Raw genomic sequence first — 16,597 nt, 5'->3', positions numbered from 1 at the left:
ACTCCCGGGAGTGCTCTTCACCTGCATAATCCGGTGCAAGGTCCGGGTATAGCCGGTTTGCCGGGAATGTCCGACGGTTATTCGGCGGCGGCCCCACCCCGGCCGGGGCTGCGAGGGCGCCCCGGCCGGGGCGGGCGCGTGGGTCGGGCGGCGGGTCAGGCCGCCGTCGGCTGGGCCTCCGGCTGGAGGCGGTAGTCGGGGAAGTTGCCCGGCAGCCGTTCGTCCGCCGGGCCCTCCGTGACCGCGCGGATCAGCAGCTCACCGCCCACGAAGGCCCCGCGCCACGAGGCGCCGAAGCCGCCGAACAGCTCGTCGCGGTCGCCGCGCGAGCGCGGCTTGCCGTGGCCGACCTTGAAGGCGCGGATCTGCGGGGACAGCCGGTCGTAGACCTCCTGGTCGTCGGTGGAGAGGGTGGCGACCAGCGCGCCGTTGCTGGCGTTCATCGCGGCCAGCAGCTCCGCCTCCGTGTCGACGAGGACGATGCTGTCCACGGGCCCGAACGGCTCCGCGTGGTGCAGCGGTGAGGACGGGGGCGGCGAGAGCAGGGTCGTCGGCGGGAGGTAGGCCGAGGTGTCCTGGCCGGGGAGGAAGAGCCCGTCGGACAGGGAGCCCCGGTGCAGGGGAACCGCTCCCCTGTCGATGGCCTCCTCCGTCAGCTCGGACAGCTCCCTCGCCTTGGCCGCGTTGATCAGCGGCCCGAAGTCCAGCTCGGGCAGCGGGTCCCCTGGCGCGGCCACGGCCAGCGGGTGGCCGTAGCGCAAGGAGCCGACGGCGGGGAGGTAGGTGGCGAGGAAGTCGGCGAAGCGGGAGCGCTGGACGACGAACCGGGGGTAGGCCGTGCAGCGCTGCTTCGCGTAGTCGAAGGTCTTGCGGATGAGGGGCGCGAGGGAGTCCCAGTCGGAGTAGTTCCACACGCCCCAGCAGTTCAGGCCCTCCTGTTCCAGGATGTGCCGCTTGCCGAGGTCGGCGACGGCCGTGGCCACGCGCGCCCCGGTGTCCCGGCCGCCGACGAACGAGACGCAGCCGATCTCCGGGGAGCGGACCAGCACCTCGCTCAGCTCGCCGCCGCTGCCGCTGACCAGCGTGAGCGGCAGCCCCTCCCGTACGGACAGGGCGCAGGCGAGGGTGAGGCAGGCGAGGCCGCCGTCGGTCGGGGTCTTGGCGATCACGGCGTTGCCCGCGAGCGCCTGGATGAGCATGGCGTGGACGAGGACGCTCATGGGGTAGTTCCAGCTGGCGATGTTGCTGACCGGGCCCGGCAGCGGGCCGCGGCCCTCGATCATGCCGTCGACGTGGTCCACGTACCAGCGGACGCCGTCGATCGCCCGGTCCACGTCGGCCTGCGCGAGCTTCCACGGCTTGCCGATCTCCCACACGAGCAGGAGCGCGAGCAGTTCGCGGTGCTCGGTCAGCGCGTCGAGCGCGGCGGCCACCCGCGCCTTGCGCTCCGCCAGGGGGATGTGGCGCCACGCCCTGTGCTGGTCCAGCGACGCGCGGACCGCGTCCCTGGCGGCGGGCGCTTCGAGCCGGGGCGGTCCGGCGATGGGGGTGCCGTCCACGGGGCTGGTCGCGGGGAGTGGGGTGCCGTCGGCGTGCCAGGTGCCGCGCCACAGGTTGCGGACGCGGCCCAGGGGATGAGCACGGTCGGCCGTGCCGGTGCCGTGAGCGCCGGTCCCAATGCCGTGGTCGGTGCCGGTGTCCGCGTCGCCGAATGCCTCGGGGGCGACCTCGCGGCACCGCTGCCACGCGTCGGCCCAGGCCGTGCCCGGCTTGAGGGTGAGGGTGGGTGCGGGGGTGTGAGTGGTGGATGCCATCGGGGGTTCTCCGCTCTCGTTGCACGTACGGGGCGGGTGCGCGGGCGGGGCCAGGCACGGGAGGCGTGTCCGGGCCCGCCCGGTCGTGAACTCCTACCGGACGGTAGTGAGTCGGGTACGTATTGGCACGGGCCTTGGCACGGATATGCGCAGGATCACGTGCCGGGGGGGTGGCGAGGGCGGGAGGACCTTGCGAAGGGGACGGGCCCCCTTCCCGACGGGACGGGCCCCCTCCCGTACCGCCCGCCGCGCTCACTTCAGACGCGCCAGCACCCGCTCCGCCGTCCCCGTCGGCGTCGTGCCGACCTCCACACCCGCGGCCTCCAGCGCCTCCTTCTTCGCCAGCGCCGTACCCGACGAGCCGGAGACGATGGCGCCCGCGTGCCCCATGGTCCTGCCCTCGGGAGCGGTGAAGCCCGCGACGTAGCCGACCACCGGCTTCGTCACGTTCTCCCTGATGAAGTCCGCTGCCCGCTCCTCCGCGTCGCCGCCGATCTCGCCGATCATCACGATCAGATCGGTGTCCGGGTCCGCCTCGAACGCGGCGAGGCAGTCGATGTGCGTCGTGCCGATGACCGGGTCGCCGCCGATGCCCACGCACGTCGAGAAGCCGATGTCGCGCAGCTCGTACATGAGCTGGTAGGTGAGCGTGCCCGACTTGGAGACGAGTCCGATGCGGCCGGGGCCGGGGGCGATGTCGGCGGGGATGATGCCCGCGTTGGACTGGCCCGGGGTGATGAGCCCCGGGCAGTTGGGGCCGATGACGCGGGTGCCGCGCGCCTTCGCGTGGGCGTGGAAGGCGACCGCGTCGTGTACGGGGATGCCCTCGGTGATGACGACCGCGAGGCCGATGCCCGCGTCCGCCGCCTCCTCGACCGCCGCGCGGGCGAAGGGCGGCGGGACGAAGAGGACCGACACATCGGCGCCCGTGGCCGCCATGCCGTCGGCGACCGTGCCGAAGACGGGCACGGAGCGCCCGTCCACGTCCACCTCGCGGCCCGCCTTGCGGGGGTTGACGCCGCCGACGATGTTCGTGCCCGACGCGAGCATCCGGCGGGTGTGCTTCATGCCCTCGGCGCCGGTCATGCCCTGGACGAGGATCCTGCTCTCCTTGGTGAGGTAGACCGCCATGGCCTCCGCCTCCCTTACGCGACGACGGCGGCCGAGGCCGCCAGTTCGGCGGCGCGGCGCGCGGCGCCGTCCATGGTGGTCCGCTGGTCGAGCAGCGGGTGAGGGTGCGCGTCGAGGACGGCGCGGCCCAGGGCCGCGTTGTTGCCGTCGAGCCGCACCACGAGGGGTTTCGTCAGCCGCACCTGGTCCAGCGCGCGGACGATGCCCTCGGCGACGGCGTCGCAGGCGGTGATGCCACCGAAGACGTTGACCAGGACGGACTTGACGGCGGGATCGCCGAGGACGAGTGCGAGGCCGTCCGCCATGACCTGGGCCGAGGCGCCGCCGCCGATGTCGAGGAAGTTGGCGGGGCGTGCCCCGCAGCCCGCGACCACGTCGAGGGTGGACATGACCAGCCCCGCGCCGTTGCCGATGACGCCGACCTCGCCGTCGAGCTTCACATAGCCGAGCCCCTTCGCCGCGGCCTCGGCCTCCAGCGGGTCGAGCCCCGCCGTGTCGTGTTCCTCGCCCCAACGGGCCTGCCGGAAGCGGGCGTTGTCGTCCAGGGTGACCTTGCCGTCGAGGGCGAGGACGGCGCCTTCGCGGGTGCGGACGAGGGGGTTGACCTCGACCAGCAGCGCGTCCTCGTCGACGAGGACCCGCCACAGGCGCCGCAGCACGGGTGCCACGTCCTCCGGGAGCCCGGCAGCCGCGGCGATCTCGGCCGCCTTCGCCTCGGTGACACCCTCTGCGGGGTCGACGGGCACGCGGACGACCGCCTCGGGCCGTCTCGCCGCGACCTCCTCGATCTCCATGCCGCCCTCGGCCGAGGCGATGGCGGTGAAGCGGCCCGCGGCGCGGTCGAGTACGTAGGAGACGTAGAACTCCCGCTCCACGTCCACGGGTTGGGCCAGCATCACGGTGTGGACGGTGTGGCCCTTGATGTCCATGCCGAGGATCTGGCGTGCGGTGATCTCGGCCGCCGCGGCGTCGGCGGCGCGCTTGACCCCGCCCGCCTTGCCCCGGCCGCCGGTCTTCACCTGCGCCTTGACCACGACGCCGCGGTCGTCGGCGCCGAGCCGGTGTGCCGCCTCCCTGGCCTCGCGGGCCGTGGCGGCGACCTCCGCCTCGGGCACCGCCACGCCGTGGTGTGCGAAGAGTTCCCTGGCCTGGTGCTCGTACAGATCCATCCGCGCTCCTCTCCCGTTCCCGGAAGATCCTGGAAGTTCCTGGACGATCGCCTTCCTGGAGGTTCGCCGTCGCCCGTTCCTGGGAGATCGCCGTCCTCAAACGATCGCTGCACGCCCCCTGGACATCACTGAGCCGATGCGGGATAACAAGGTTCATACAGTATTCGTCGACTGTATGCAATCTGCTCGGACCCTGCCTCACCACCCGACGAAGGGACGCGATTCGCCATGCCCGACGACAGCCAGGACCCGGACCTCATCTCCGGCGGGCATCTGGTCGCCAAGGCACTGAAGGCGGAGGGTGTGGACGTCATCTACACCCTCTGCGGCGGCCACATCATCGACATCTACGACGGTTGCGTCGACGAGGGCATCGACGTCGTCGACGTCCGCCATGAACAGGTCGCCGCGCACGCCGCCGACGGCTACGCGCGCCTCACCGGCAAGCCCGGCTGCGCCGTCGTCACCGCTGGACCCGGCACCACCGACGCCGTCACCGGTGTCGCCAACGCCTTCCGTGCCGAGTCACCGATGCTGCTCATAGGCGGCCAGGGAGCACACACCCAGCACAAGATGGGCTCGCTCCAGGACCTGCCGCATGTCGACATGATGACGCCCATCACCAAGTTCGCCGCCACGGTGCCCGACACGGCGCGCGCCGCCGACATGGTCTCCATGGCGTTCCGCGAGTGCTACCACGGCGCGCCAGGGCCCTCCTTCCTGGAGATCCCGCGCGACGTGCTCGACGCCAAGGTGCCACGCGAGAAGGCGCGGGTGCCGCAGACGGGGCAGTACCGCGCCTCCACCCGGCAGGCCGGTGACCCGGAGGCGGTGGAGAAGCTGGCCGATCTGCTCGTCCACGCCGAGCGGCCCGCCATCCTGCTGGGCAGCCAGATCTGGACCACCCGCGCCACCGAAGCGGCCACCGAGCTGGTGCGCACCCTCAACGTGCCCGCGTACATGAACGGCGCGGGGCGCGGCACACTCCCGCCCGGCGACCCGCACCACTTCCAGCTCTCGCGCCGCTACGCGTTCACCAACGCCGACCTCATCATCATCGTCGGCACACCCTTCGACTTCCGCATGGGGTACGGCAAGCGCCTCTCCCCCGACGCCACCGTCGTCCAGATCGATTTGGACTACCGGACGGTGGGCAAGAACCGCGACATCGACCTGGGCATCGTCGGCTCCGCCGACCTCGTGCTCGCCGCCGTCACACAGGCCGCCTCCGGGCGCGTCAACGGGGGCTCGGCCAAGCGCGAGGCGTGGCTCGCGGAGCTGCGCACGGCCGAGCAGACGGCCCTGGAGAAGAGGCTGCCGCAACTGCGCTCGGACGCCTCGCCCATCCACCCCTACCGGCTGGTGAGCGAGATCAACGACTTCCTCACCGAGGACTCGATCTACATCGGCGACGGCGGCGACATCGTCACCTTCTCCGGGCAGGTCGTGCAGCCCAGGTCGCCGGGCCACTGGATGGACCCGGGGCCGCTGGGCACGCTCGGCGTCGGCGTCCCCTTCGTGATGGCGGCCAAGCAGGCACGCCCGGACAAGGAGGTCGTCACGCTCTTCGGCGACGGCGCCTTCTCGCTCACCGGCTGGGACTTCGAGACCCTGGTCCGCTTCGACCTGCCGTTCGTCGGCATCGTCGGCAACAACTCCTCGATGAACCAGATCCGTTACGGCCAGAAGGCCAAGTACGGCGACGAGCGCGAGCGGGTCGGCAACACCCTCGGGGACGTGCCGTACGACCAGTTCGCGCGGATGCTCGGCGGGCACGGCGAAGAGGTCCGCGACCCCGCGCAGATCCGGCCGGCGCTGGAGCGGGCGCGCGAGTCGGGCAAGCCGTCGCTCATCAACGTCTGGGTCGACCCGGACGCGTACGCACCCGGAACCATGAACCAGACGATGTACAAGTGAGGTGACTCCCGTGACCGTCACGAACGACGCGAGTGGCACGACAACTCCCCCGGGCACCAGGGCACTTGACGGAGTGCGCGTCCTGGACATGACCCACGTCCAGTCGGGGCCCTCCGCGACGCAGTTGCTCGCCTGGCTCGGCGCCGACGTCGTCAAGCTGGAGGCGCCGACCGGGGACATCACCCGCAAGCAACTGCGGGACCTGCCCGACGTCGACTCGCTCTACTTCACGATGCTCAACTGCAACAAGCGCAGCATCACCCTCAACACCAAGACCGAGCGCGGCAAGGAGATCCTGACCGAGCTGATCCGGCGCAGCGATGTGCTGGTGGAGAACTTCGGGCCCGGTGCCGTGGACCGGATGGGCTTCACCTGGGACCGCATCCGCGAGATCAACCCCAGGATCGTCTACGCCTCGATCAAGGGTTTCGGTGAGGGCCCGTACACCAAGTTCAAGGCGTACGAGGTCGTCGCGCAGGCGATGGGCGGCTCCATGTCGACCACCGGCTTCGAGGACGGGCCGCCGCTGGCCACGGGCGCGCAGATCGGGGACTCGGGCACCGGGGTGCACACGGTGGCGGGCATCCTGGCCGCGCTCTACCAGCGCGAGCGCACCGGCAAGGGCCAGCGCGTCAACGTGGCCATGCAGCACGCCGTGCTCAACCTGTGCCGCGTCAAGCTGCGCGACCAGCAGCGCCTCGCGCACGGGCCGCTCGCGGAGTACCCGAACGAGGACTTCGGCGACGAGGTGCCGCGCTCGGGCAACGCGAGCGGGGGCGGCCAGCCGGGCTGGGCCGTCAAGTGCGCGCCGGGCGGGCCCAACGACTATGTGTACGTCATCGTGCAGCCCGTCGGCTGGGAGCCGCTGAGCCACCTCATCGGGCGGCCCGAGCTGGCCTCCGACCCGGAGTGGAACACACCGGAGGCGCGGCTGCCGAAGCTCGGCAAGATGTTCCAGCTCATCGAGGAGTGGTCCTCGACGCTCCCCAAGTGGGAGGTGCTGGAGTCGCTCAACGCGCACAACATCCCCTGCGGCCCGATCCTCTCCACCCGCGAGATCGTCGAGGACGCGTCGCTCGCCGAGAACGGCATGATCGTCGAGGTCGAGCACCCCACCCGTGGCAGCTTCACCACCGTCGGCTCCCCCATGAAGCTCTCCGACTCCCCCGTCGAGATCACCTCCTCGCCGCTGCTGGGCGAGCACAACGAAGAGGTGTACGTCGGCGAACTGGGCCTCGGTGACGAGGAAGTGCGGCTGCTCAAGACGAACGGAGTGATCTGAACCGATGGCCTCTGAAGACCACGGCGGCACCCACGCGGGAGCACCTGGCGCGCCGGGAGAGCCCGACAAGGACGCGGTACGGGCCGTGCTCGCCGCTGCCCGCGCCGAGGGCAGGACCGCGCTCACCGCGCCCGAGGGCAAGCTCCTCGCCGATGCCTACGGCATACCGGTGCCCCAGGAGGGCCTTGCCGAGTCGGCCGACGAGGCGGTGGCGCTGGCCGACAGGATCGGCTTCCCCGTCGTCATGAAGATCGTCTCCCCCGACATCCTGCACAAGACGGACGCGGGCGGTGTCGTGGTCGGTGTCGCCTCGGCCGCCGAGGCGCGGGGCGCGTTCACCTCGATCGTCGGCAACGCGCGCACGTACGCCCCCGAGGCGCGGGTGCACGGGGTGCAGGTGCAGCAGATGGCGCCGCCCGGCACTGAGGTGCTGATCGGCACCGTCACCGACCCCACCTTCGGCAAGGTCGTCGCCTTCGGGCTCGGCGGGGTGCTGGTGGAGGTGCTCAAGGACGTCACCTTCCGGCTCGCGCCCGCGAGCGAGGAGGAGGCGCTGTCCATGCTCGACGGGATACGCGCGGCCGACGTGCTCAAGGGTGTGCGGGGCGGCGAGGCGGTGGACCGGGCCGCGCTGGCCGGGCTCGTCTCCCGCGTCTCGCGGCTCGCCGACGACTTCCCCGAGATCGCCGAGATCGACCTCAACCCCGTGTTCGCCTCGGCCGGTGGCGCGGTGGCGGCCGACATCCGCGTGCTGCTCACGACGGAGGCGCCCGTCGAGCGGCCCCGGCACACCAAGGCGGAGATCCTCACCGCGATGCGGCGGCTGATGCAGCCGCGCTCGGTCACCGTCATCGGTGCCTCCAACGAGCCGGGCAAGATCGGCAACTCGGTGATGCGCAACCTCATCGACGGCGGCTTCCCCGGGGAAATCCACCCGGTGAACCCCAAGGCCGATGACATTCTCGGCCGCAAGGCGTACAAGTCTGTTCAGGATGTTCCCGGCGAGGTGGATGTGGCGGTCTTCGCGATCCCCGCGAAGTTCGTCGCCGCCGCGCTGGAGGAGGCCGGGAGGAAGGGGATACCGAACGCCGTGCTGATCCCCTCCGGCTTCGCCGAGACCGGCGAACACGCCCTCCAGGAAGAGATCGTCGAGATCGGAAGGCGGCACGGCATCCGGCTGCTGGGCCCGAACATCTACGGCTACTACTCGCCGTGGCAGGACCTGTGCGCCACCTTCTGCACCCCGTACGACGTGAAGGGAGGTGTGGCACTCACCTCCCAGTCGGGAGGCATCGGGATGGCCATCCTGGGGTTCGCACGCACGACGCGCACGGGTGTCTCCGCCATCGTCGGGCTCGGCAACAAGTCCGACATCGACGAGGACGACCTGCTCACCTACTTCGCCGACGACCCGCACACCGAGTGCATCGCCATGCACCTGGAGGACCTGAAGGACGGCCGCGCCTTCGTGGACGCCGCGCGGGAGACGGTGAAGAAGAAGCCGGTCGTCGTGCTCAAGGCGGGCCGCACCAGCGCGGGCGCGAAGGCCGCGGGCTCCCACACGGGCGCCCTCGCGGGCGACGACGCGGTGTACGACGACATCCTGCGGCAGGCGGGCGTCATCCGGGCGCCGGGCCTGAACGAGATGCTGGAGTACGCGCGGGCGCTGCCCGTACTCCCGGCGCCCCAGGGCGACAACACCGTCATCATCACCGGCGCGGGCGGCTCGGGCGTGCTGCTCTCGGACGCGATCGTGGACAACGGGATGTCGCTGATGGAGATCCCGCCGGACCTGGACGAGGCGTTCCGGCGCTTCATCCCCCCGTTCGGCGCGGCGGGCAACCCGGTGGACATCACCGGCGGCGAACCGCCCTCCACATACGAGGCCACCATCAGGCTCGGCCTGGAGGACCCCCGCATCCACTCGCTGGTGCTCGGCTACTGGCACACCATCGTCACCCCGCCGATGGTCTTCGCCGAGCTGACCGCGCGTGTGGTCGCGGAGGCGAGGGAGAAGGGGATCCACAAGCCGGTGGTGGCATCCCTCGCCGGTGACACGGAGGTCGAGGAGGCGTGCGCCTACCTCTTCGAGCACGGTGTCGTGGCGTACCCCTACACCACCGAGAAGCCGGTCGCGGTTCTCGGCGCGAAGTACCGGTGGGCCCGCGCGGCGGGCCTGCTGTAGCACACCGTTCCGCAGCACACCGTCGCGACGCGGAGCGCGGGGCACGGCCGCGTCCCCGCCGCTTCCGCCGCGGCGCGCAGCACGACGGCGGAGCCCGGGGGCGCCGGGCCCGCCACCACCCCGACACCCGACGTACGACGGAAGCACAGCGCGAGCGACACCGCACACCGCAGCATGCATCACGCACCACCGCAGTAGTGGGATCCGGACAGGGGGCGCTGGCCAGACTCTCAACGCAAGGGGTGCATCACATGACAACAACAGAAGTGCCGTCGGCCGTCCCCTACAGGGAGGTCACCGACCGCAACGGCCGCGTGTTCCGGGTGGGTGAGACCGACCGGGACATCATGGGACGGCCGCGCTGGATGATGGTGCTGTGCCCGTGGATCGGCATGATGGGCATCAGCTCGTCCGAGTACGCCTTCACGTCCGCCGAGGAGACCCTGCACACGGCGCACGCGTGGAACAGCGGACACATCTTCTGGCTCATGGGTGTCTGGGTCTTCTTCCAGGCCGCCATGGCGTTCCCCGCCGGACAGCTGCGGGAGAGCGGCAGACTGCCCGCGCGCAACGCCATGATGCTGGGCGCGTTCGGCACGCTGCTGGGCTACGTCGCGCTCGCGTACGCGCCGAACGTGTTCGTCGCGTACCTCGGCTTCGGCGCGTGCAGCGGCATCGGCGCCGGTCTCGTCTACGCGACCTGCGTCAACATGGTCGGCAAGTGGTACCCGGAGCGCAGGGGAGGCAAGACCGGGCTGGTCAACGGCGGTTTCGCGTACGGCTCCGTCCCCTTCGTGTTCCTCTTCACCAGCTACATGGACCTGAGCAACTACCAGAACGTGCTGGTCCTCGTCGGCGTCATCTGCTGTGCCGTGGTCGCCACGGCGGGCTGGTTCTTCAAGGACCCGCCGAAGAACTGGTGGCCCTCGCACGTCGACCCGCTGAAGAAGCCCGAGGACCCGCGCATCCTGCGGTCCCTGGAGAAGAACCCCCCGGCCGTCAAGCAGTACACCCCGCGCGAGGCGGCCAGGACACCGGTGCTGTGGATGATGTGGTTCTGTCTGCTGTGCACGGCGGGCATCAACATCTTCGGTATCGCCTTCCAGGTCCCCTTCGGCAAGGACATGGGCTTCGCGGGCGGCATCGTGGCCACGGCCATGTCGCTCAAGGCCCTCGTCAACGGCACCGGACGCGGCGTCATCGGCTGGATCTCCGACCGCTACGGGCGCCGCAACACCCTCATCATCGTCTGCCTGGTGCTCGGCAGCGCGCAGTTCGGCGTGCTGGTCTCCGGCTCGCTGGGGAGCATGCCCTTCTTCCTGTTCTGCTCCATGGTCTCGGGATTCGGCGGAGGCGCGATCTTCCCGCTCTTCGCCGCCATGACCTCGGACTTCTTCGGTGAGAACTACAACTCCGCCAACTACGGCATGGTGTACAGCTCGAAGCTGATCTCCGGGCTCGTCGGCTCGGGGATGGGTGCGGTCGTCGTCGCCGCGTGGGACTACGAAGGCGCCTTCATCATCGCCGGTTCGATCGGCATCGCCTCGGCCTTCCTCGCGTTCTTCCTGCGCCAGCCGGGGCGCCCCGCCGCACGCAAGATCCAGCCCAACCCGAACCCGATCAGCCGCGAGGCGATGTGACACCGCGTTAGTTCACACGGCCCGACGACGGAGCGCCCGGGACGGCAGGGGATTCCCCCTCCCACCCCGGGCGCTCCGCCATGGGGGCCGTCAGGTCAGCGGAGGCGGTGCAGATAGCGGGCCGAGCGGCGGGCGGTGCGCAGGGAGTCCTCGGGCGAGTCGTGCTCGACGAGCCACCCGTGGTCGCGGCGGCCGCCCTTCGTGCGGCCCACCTCCGTCAGGAACCGCCGGTAGTCGATGTCGCCGTCGCCCACGTCCACCATCTTCAGCCCGTCCGGCGAGGACTCGTCGTGCTCCCCGTCCTTGACGTGGAACAGCGGATAGCGGTCGGGCTGCGCGAGCACGTAGTCGAGCGGCTCGAAGGGGGCCGGGGTGCCGTCGGCGCGGACACTGAAGCGGTACTGGCCCGCGTAGGCCCAGTAGATGTCCATCTCCAGGTACACCAGCTCGGGGTCGGTCTCGGCCAGCAGCACGTCGTAGAGGCGGACGTCGGGGCGGTCCTCGGCGAAGCCGAACTCCATCTGGTGGTTGTGCTGGTAGAACTTCAGGCCGCGCCGCTTCGCGGCCTCGCCGTAGGTGTTGAAGTCCTGCGCGGCCCGCTTCCAGCCGTCCACGGTGCGCCCGTACCTGTCGGGGCTCGCGGCCGTGCCGACGTGCGGCAGGCCGAGCGCGGCGGCGTCGTCGACGACCCGCTCCAGCTGGGTGGCGAAGGTGTAGGCGGCCGGGTCGTCCGAGTAGTAGCCGACGTGGCTGCCGACCCCGCGCAGCCCGTGCTCGCGCACCAGCCGTCTCAGCTGTGCGAGGGTGATGTCTCCGGTGCCCTGGGTGTACCCGGCGAACTCGACGGTGTCGTAGCCGTAGTCGGCCAGTTCCTCGAAGACCTTCGCGAAGCCGACGGACTGTACCTGGTCGCGGAGGGTGTAGAGCTGGATGCCCAGCTTCCCCGGCGGGACGACGGGCCGTCCGTGCCCGCCCCTGCCCGTCGCGGTCACGGGCGCGGCCTGCGCCGTCGTGCCGACGGAGCCCAGCAGCGCGGCTGCCGTGGCGCCGGCGGCGACGCCGAGGACGCCGCGGCGGCGCACCGCCTGCCGCAGTTCCGGGTTGTCGTGCGTGCGGCTCTTGCGTGTCATGAGGGGTCTCCCAGTGCGAGGTGGAGGAGCAGTTCCTTGACGTCGGTGGCGGCGAAGGTGTCGCCGGTGAAGGACCCTGGGCGTGAGCAGATGAGGACGGGGCCCTCGTCCGTACGGGCGGGGAGGCGGCCGTGGCTGCCGCGTACGGGCGACGCGTCCAGCGGCACGACCGCCATGCGGTAGCGCATCCCGGCCTTCTTGCGGGCCAGCGCGGTGGCGGCGCGCAGCCGTACGTAGGGGTCGTGCGGGTCCATGAACAGCTCGGCCGGGTCGTAGCCGGGCTTGCGGTGGATCTCGACGAGGCGGGCGAAGTCGGGTGCGTCGGCGTCGTCGCGCCAGTAGTAGTAGGTGAACCAGGCGTCGGGTTCGGCGACGGCCACGAGTTCGCCCGAGCGCGGGTGGTCGAGCCCGTGTGCCTTCTTGCCGCGCTCGTCCAGCACCTCGTCCACCCCGGGCAGCTCCGCGAGAACGGCGCGGGCCGCCTCCAGGTCCTCGGGGCGACGCACATAGACGTGCGCGAGCTGGTGGTCGGCGACGGCGAAGGCGCGCGAGGTCATCGGGTCGAGGTACTCCATGCCGTCCTGCGTGTGCACCTCCACGAGACCCGCTTCGCGCAGTGCGCGGTTGAGGTGGACGGGGCGGCGCACCCGGGTGATGCCGTACTCCGAGAGGGCGACGACGGTGCGGCCCTCCTCGCGGGCCTGGTCGAGCAACGGGCCGAGTACGGCGTCGAGTTCGGCAGCGGCCTGGTGCGCGCGGGGGTCGTCGGGGCCGTAGCGCTGGAGGTCGTAGTCCAGGTGCGGCACGTAGCACAGGGCGAGGTCGGGGTGGCGGGTGCGCAGCAGATGGCGGGTGGCGTCGACGATCCAGCGCGAGGAGACGAGGTCGGCGCCCGGACCCCAGAAGTGGAAGAGGGGGAAGGTGCCGAGCCTGTCGGTGAGTTCGTCGTGGAGTGCGGGCGGGCGCGTGTAGCAGTCGGGTTCCTTGCGGCCGTCGGCGTAGTAGACGGGCCGGGGTGTGACGGTCCAGTCGGTGTCGGCTCCCATCGCGTACCACCAGCACACGTTGGCCACGGTGTAGCCGGGGTGGCGGGCGCGGGCCGCGTCCCACAGCTTCTCGCCGCCGACGAGCCCGTTGTGCTGCCGCCACAGCAGCACCTCGCCCAGCTCGCGGAAGTACCAGCCGTTGCCGACGATGCCGTGCCCCGAGGGCGGTTCCCCGGTCAGGAACGTGGACTGCGCGGCGCAGGTGACGGCGGGCAGCACCGTCTCCAGGGGTGCGGACGAGCCGGAGTCCGCGAGCGCGCGCAAGTGCGGCATGTGGGCGAGCAGTTGTGGGGTGAGGCCGACGACGTCGAGGACGAGAAGCGGCTCGGGCCGGTCCTGGGCCGGTTCCGTGCCCGGTGTCATGGCAGCTCCTTGAGGCCGAGGTCGGTGAGCAAGTCGCGCGCGACGCCGAGTTCGGCCGCGATGCCGTCGGCGAGCTGGGCGCGGTTGCGGGGCCGCAGTACGGGCGGCAGCGCCTGCCAGGTGTACGTCTCCACCTCCAGGTGCCGGGTCAGCGGCGAGGGCCCGCCGACGAGCCGGGTCAGCGTGTCGCGCAGCACATCGGTGGTGGCGGTGAGCGGCGGCGCGAGCGGGGCGTGCAGCGGTACGTGGAAGTGGGAGCGCCACGGTGTGTCCGTCGGCAGGGGTGAGGGCCCTTCCGTGGGCTGGCCCAGCGCCTCGCCGAGGTCGTCGGTCGCGGCGACACCCTCGTGCGTGCGGGCACGGGCCTGGTGGAGGAAGCGGGGCTCGGCGAAGTCGGCGAGGGCAGCGCGGACTTCGGGACTGCCGGGGTCCTCCGCGTGCAGCGCGGCCGACAACTGCGACTTGACGACGGCGATGCCCGCGCCCGTGAGCGCGTCGAGCGCCGTGCCCGGATCCTCGAAGGAGGTGGCCAGGTGGCAGGTGTCCACGCACACACCGACGCGGTGCGCGGGCGGCGCGCCCTCACCCGTCAGCGCGGCGACGGCGTCGGCCGTGGTCTCCACCGTGCAGCCCGGCTCTGGCTCCAGGCCGACGCGCACGGAGCGCCCCGTCATCTCCTCCAGCGCGTCGAGCCGCTGGGCGAGGGTGGTCAGCGCGTCCAGCGCGGTGCGGCGCCGATCAGGGGTGAAGCCGGTGCGCCAGGCGAGCGGGAGCGTGGAGACGGTGCCCTCGGTCACGTCGTCGGGCAGGAGCGCGCTCAGCAGCCTGGCCAGCTCCGTGGTGTGGTCCAGGCGCGCGGGCTCGGTCCAGTCGGGCCGGTACACGCGGTACTTGACGCGCTGGTCCCCGAAGCCCTGGTACGGGAACCCGTTGAGGGTGACGACCTCCAGGCCGCGCCGGTCCAGCTCGGCGCGCAGCGCCCGTACGGAGGCGGGGTCGTCGGTGAGAGTGCGGGCCGCGTCGCGGGCGAGCCAGAGGCCGATGCCGAGGCGGTCGCGGTGCAGCCTGCGGCGTACGGGCTCGGCGTGCTCGCGCAACTGGCGCACGACGCCTTCGAGGTCTTCGGCGGCGTGCACGTTGGTGCAGTAGGCGAGGTGGACGGTGGAGCCGTCGGGGTGCCGGAAGCGCATGGGTGTGCCCTCCTCATTCCCCGCCGCGCAGGATGGAGTTGCCCTCGTGGAGGCCGCCCGGCTCGCGCTGTTCCTCGTCGGCGCCCAGGGTCAGGTCGAGGCGTCCGCTCTGCCCGTAGAAGGCGACGGGGTTGCGCCACAGCACCTGGTCGATGTCGTCCTCGGAGAACCCGGCGTCCGCCATCGCCTCGCCCACCGCGCGGGTCTTGAGGGGGTCGCTGCGGCCCCAGTCGGCGGCCGAGTTGACGAGGACGCGCTCGGTGCCGTGCAGGCGGAGCAGGCGCACCATGCGCTGCTCGTCCATCTTGGTGTCGGGGTAGATGGAGAAGCCGAGCCAGCAGCCGCTGTCGGCCGCGGCACCCACCGTCGTCTCGTTGAGGTGGTCGAGCGCGACCCGCTCGGGCGGCAGTCCCGACTCGCGCAGCACGTCGAGCGTACGGGTCAGGCCCGCTGCCTTGTCGCGGTGCGGGGTGTGCACGAGCGCGGGCAGCCCGTACTCGGCGGCGAGCTGGAGCTGGGCGGCGAGCGCCGTGTCCTCGGCCGGTGTCATGGAGTCGTAGCCGATCTCGCCGACCGCGACGACCTTGTCCTTGAGCAGGTAGCGCGGCAGTTCGTCGAGTACGGGCACACAGCGCGGGTCGTTGGCCTCCTTGGGGTTGAGGGCGAGGGTGCAGTGGTGTGCGATGCCGTACTGGGACGCGCGGAAGGGCTCCCAGCCGAGGAGGGAGTCGAAGTAGTCGTAGAACGAGGCGGGCGAGGTGCGGGGCTGGCCGAGCCAGAAGGAGGGCTCGACGACGGCCCGCACGCCCGCCGCGCGCATGGCCGCGTAGTCGTCGGTGGTCCGGGAGGTCATGTGGATGTGCGGGTCGAAGATGCGCATCAGGACTCCTCGGGCTGGGACTGAGGCTGAGGCTGGGGGTGCGGCGGAGACTGGGGTGGGGGCGGGGTGTTGGCGAGGTCCAGCACGCGGTGCAGCCCGGCGGGGACGGAGCGACCCGCGGCCTCGCGCTCGCGCGCGTAGTCGACGAGCATCCGCGCCAGCTCGGCGTCGCCGCGCGCCCGCGTCTCCAGGCCCGCGACGGCCTCCAGGGGCACGCCGGTGAACAGGCACTTGAGCACCGCGTGCCGCCACGCGTGCGGGTCGAGATGGGCCGCGCCGTACGGGCCGACGGCCGCCGCGACGAGGCTGGTGTCGTTCGCCCGCAGCGCGTCCTCGACGAGGGGCAGCGCGTCGGGCCGCGCGGCGAAGGGCAGATGCGGCAGCGCCCGCAGCACAGCACGGCGCTCCTCCGCGCTCCCGTGCTCGTAGAGGCGGGTGACGGTGGGCGCTTCCGCGCCCGCGGCGTGCAGCAGCAGGATGCGGGCGGCTTCGGCGGGGCCGGGGGCGCTCGCGCTCGCGCTCGTGCTCGTGCTCGTGTGCGCGGGGTGCGGTGCGGTGGGGGTGGCGCACTTGCGGCCCGCCTCCGCGAAGTGCCGCTCCCACGGCGGGAGCGGGGCGCGGCCGTTGGCCCCAGTCGGGGACGTGGGTGGGGGCGAGGGCCGGTGCGGGGCACCAGCGTCGGCCGCGTCGGCGAGCGCGCGGTGCAGCCACTCACGCGCCGCGTGGCCAAGACGCAGCTCCAGCCCGGTACGGAGCGAGGCGAGAGGAGTCAGCATGAGGCGGCTCTCCTGGCTCGGCCGTCGGCGGACGGGGACGCGGGCGGGGGCGAGGGCCGGTGCGGGGCACCAGC

General features: G+C 71.8%; 12 protein-coding genes. 4 read left to right on the top strand and 8 right to left on the bottom strand.

Annotated features, from left to right (window positions below; all coding sequences use genetic code 11):
- Positions 1-155: 155 nt before the first annotated feature.
- The 3 genes from ACYVOO_RS03955 to sucC form a co-directional block, all read right to left on the bottom strand.
- Positions 156-1,814, bottom strand: a complete 1,659-nt coding sequence (locus ACYVOO_RS03955; protein WP_461014245.1) for an aldehyde dehydrogenase family protein — start codon at positions 1,812-1,814, stop codon at positions 156-158.
- A gap of 252 nt (positions 1,815-2,066) precedes the next feature.
- Positions 2,067-2,945, bottom strand: a complete 879-nt coding sequence (gene sucD, locus ACYVOO_RS03950; protein ID WP_461014244.1) for a succinate--CoA ligase subunit alpha — start codon at positions 2,943-2,945, stop codon at positions 2,067-2,069.
- Between the two features lie 14 nt (positions 2,946-2,959).
- The gene (sucC, locus tag ACYVOO_RS03945) at positions 2,960-4,114 is read right to left on the bottom strand and encodes an ADP-forming succinate--CoA ligase subunit beta (protein WP_461014243.1); all 1,155 of its coding nucleotides are present in this window, start codon (positions 4,112-4,114) and stop codon (positions 2,960-2,962) included.
- 228 nt (positions 4,115-4,342) lie between these two features.
- Here sucC and ACYVOO_RS03940 point away from each other — a divergent pair, with 228 nt between their 5' ends.
- The 4 genes from ACYVOO_RS03940 to ACYVOO_RS03925 all read left to right on the top strand — a co-directional run bounded on the left by ACYVOO_RS03940 (position 4,343) and on the right by ACYVOO_RS03925 (position 11,138).
- Positions 4,343-6,031 carry a thiamine pyrophosphate-binding protein gene (locus ACYVOO_RS03940; protein WP_461014242.1) on the top strand — a complete coding sequence of 563 codons (1,689 nt, stop codon included), beginning with the start codon at positions 4,343-4,345 and terminating at the stop codon, positions 6,029-6,031.
- 1 nt (position 6,032) lies between these two features.
- Complete coding sequence (frc, locus tag ACYVOO_RS03935; RefSeq protein WP_461014241.1) at positions 6,033-7,313, top strand: formyl-CoA transferase; 1,281 nt, start codon at positions 6,033-6,035, stop codon at positions 7,311-7,313.
- A 4-nt stretch (positions 7,314-7,317) separates the two neighbouring features.
- Positions 7,318-9,498: an acetate--CoA ligase family protein gene (locus ACYVOO_RS03930; protein ID WP_461014240.1), complete on the top strand. Its 2,181-nt coding sequence runs from the start codon at positions 7,318-7,320 to the stop codon at positions 9,496-9,498.
- A gap of 251 nt (positions 9,499-9,749) precedes the next feature.
- Positions 9,750-11,138 (top strand): OFA family MFS transporter, encoded by a 1,389-nt coding sequence (locus ACYVOO_RS03925; RefSeq protein ID WP_461014239.1) that lies wholly within the window; start codon positions 9,750-9,752, stop codon positions 11,136-11,138.
- Positions 11,139-11,233: 95 nt separating this feature from the next.
- On the opposite strand, the gene ACYVOO_RS03920 is transcribed toward ACYVOO_RS03925, so the two are convergent.
- Genes ACYVOO_RS03920 through ACYVOO_RS03900 form a run of 5 tightly spaced genes read right to left on the bottom strand, consistent with a single transcriptional unit; the run spans position 11,234 to position 16,523 of the window.
- A complete protein-coding gene (locus tag ACYVOO_RS03920; protein WP_461014238.1) occupies positions 11,234-12,268 on the bottom strand; it encodes a sugar phosphate isomerase/epimerase family protein in 1,035 nt (344 codons plus the stop codon).
- Positions 12,265-13,677 (bottom strand): alkaline phosphatase family protein, encoded by a 1,413-nt coding sequence (locus tag ACYVOO_RS03915; protein WP_461014237.1) that lies wholly within the window; start codon positions 13,675-13,677, stop codon positions 12,265-12,267. Before ACYVOO_RS03915 ends, ACYVOO_RS03920 begins: the two co-directional genes overlap by 4 nt.
- The gene (gene eboE, locus ACYVOO_RS03910; protein WP_461014236.1) at positions 13,674-14,867 is read right to left on the bottom strand and encodes a metabolite traffic protein EboE; all 1,194 of its coding nucleotides are present in this window, start codon (positions 14,865-14,867) and stop codon (positions 13,674-13,676) included. Before eboE ends, ACYVOO_RS03915 begins: the two co-directional genes overlap by 4 nt.
- Before the next feature lie 13 nt (positions 14,868-14,880).
- On the bottom strand, positions 14,881-15,747 hold the full coding sequence (locus tag ACYVOO_RS03905; protein WP_461014235.1) for a TatD family hydrolase: 867 nt from the start codon (positions 15,745-15,747) through the stop codon (positions 14,881-14,883).
- A complete protein-coding gene (locus ACYVOO_RS03900; RefSeq protein WP_461014260.1) occupies positions 15,747-16,523 on the bottom strand; it encodes an EboA domain-containing protein in 777 nt (258 codons plus the stop codon). Before ACYVOO_RS03900 ends, ACYVOO_RS03905 begins: the two co-directional genes overlap by 1 nt.
- Positions 16,524-16,597: the final 74 nt, after the last annotated feature.

The organism is Streptomyces daliensis (assembly GCF_054782395.1).
Note: the sequence above shows the minus strand (reverse complement) of the source record. Positions and strands in the feature narration are given on the sequence as shown.

Bases quoted from the DNA above. Each gene is read 5' to 3' on its own strand.
- ACYVOO_RS03955 (WP_461014245.1), bottom strand. From the start codon at position 1,814: ATGGCATCCACCACTCACACCCCCGCACCCACCCTCACCCTCAAGCCG.
- sucD (WP_461014244.1), bottom strand. From the start codon at position 2,945: ATGGCGGTCTACCTCACCAAGGAGAGCAGGATCCTCGTCCAGGGCATG.
- sucC (WP_461014243.1), bottom strand. From the start codon at position 4,114: ATGGATCTGTACGAGCACCAGGCCAGGGAACTCTTCGCACACCACGGC.
- ACYVOO_RS03940 (WP_461014242.1), top strand. From the start codon at position 4,343: ATGCCCGACGACAGCCAGGACCCGGACCTCATCTCCGGCGGGCATCTG.
- ACYVOO_RS03930 (WP_461014240.1), top strand. From the start codon at position 7,318: ATGGCCTCTGAAGACCACGGCGGCACCCACGCGGGAGCACCTGGCGCG.
- ACYVOO_RS03925 (WP_461014239.1), top strand. From the start codon at position 9,750: ATGACAACAACAGAAGTGCCGTCGGCCGTCCCCTACAGGGAGGTCACC.
- ACYVOO_RS03920 (WP_461014238.1), bottom strand. From the start codon at position 12,268: ATGACACGCAAGAGCCGCACGCACGACAACCCGGAACTGCGGCAGGCG.
- ACYVOO_RS03915 (WP_461014237.1), bottom strand. From the start codon at position 13,677: ATGACACCGGGCACGGAACCGGCCCAGGACCGGCCCGAGCCGCTTCTC.
- eboE (WP_461014236.1), bottom strand. From the start codon at position 14,867: ATGCGCTTCCGGCACCCCGACGGCTCCACCGTCCACCTCGCCTACTGC.
- ACYVOO_RS03905 (WP_461014235.1), bottom strand. From the start codon at position 15,747: ATGCGCATCTTCGACCCGCACATCCACATGACCTCCCGGACCACCGAC.
- ACYVOO_RS03900 (WP_461014260.1), bottom strand. From the start codon at position 16,523: ATGCTGACTCCTCTCGCCTCGCTCCGTACCGGGCTGGAGCTGCGTCTT.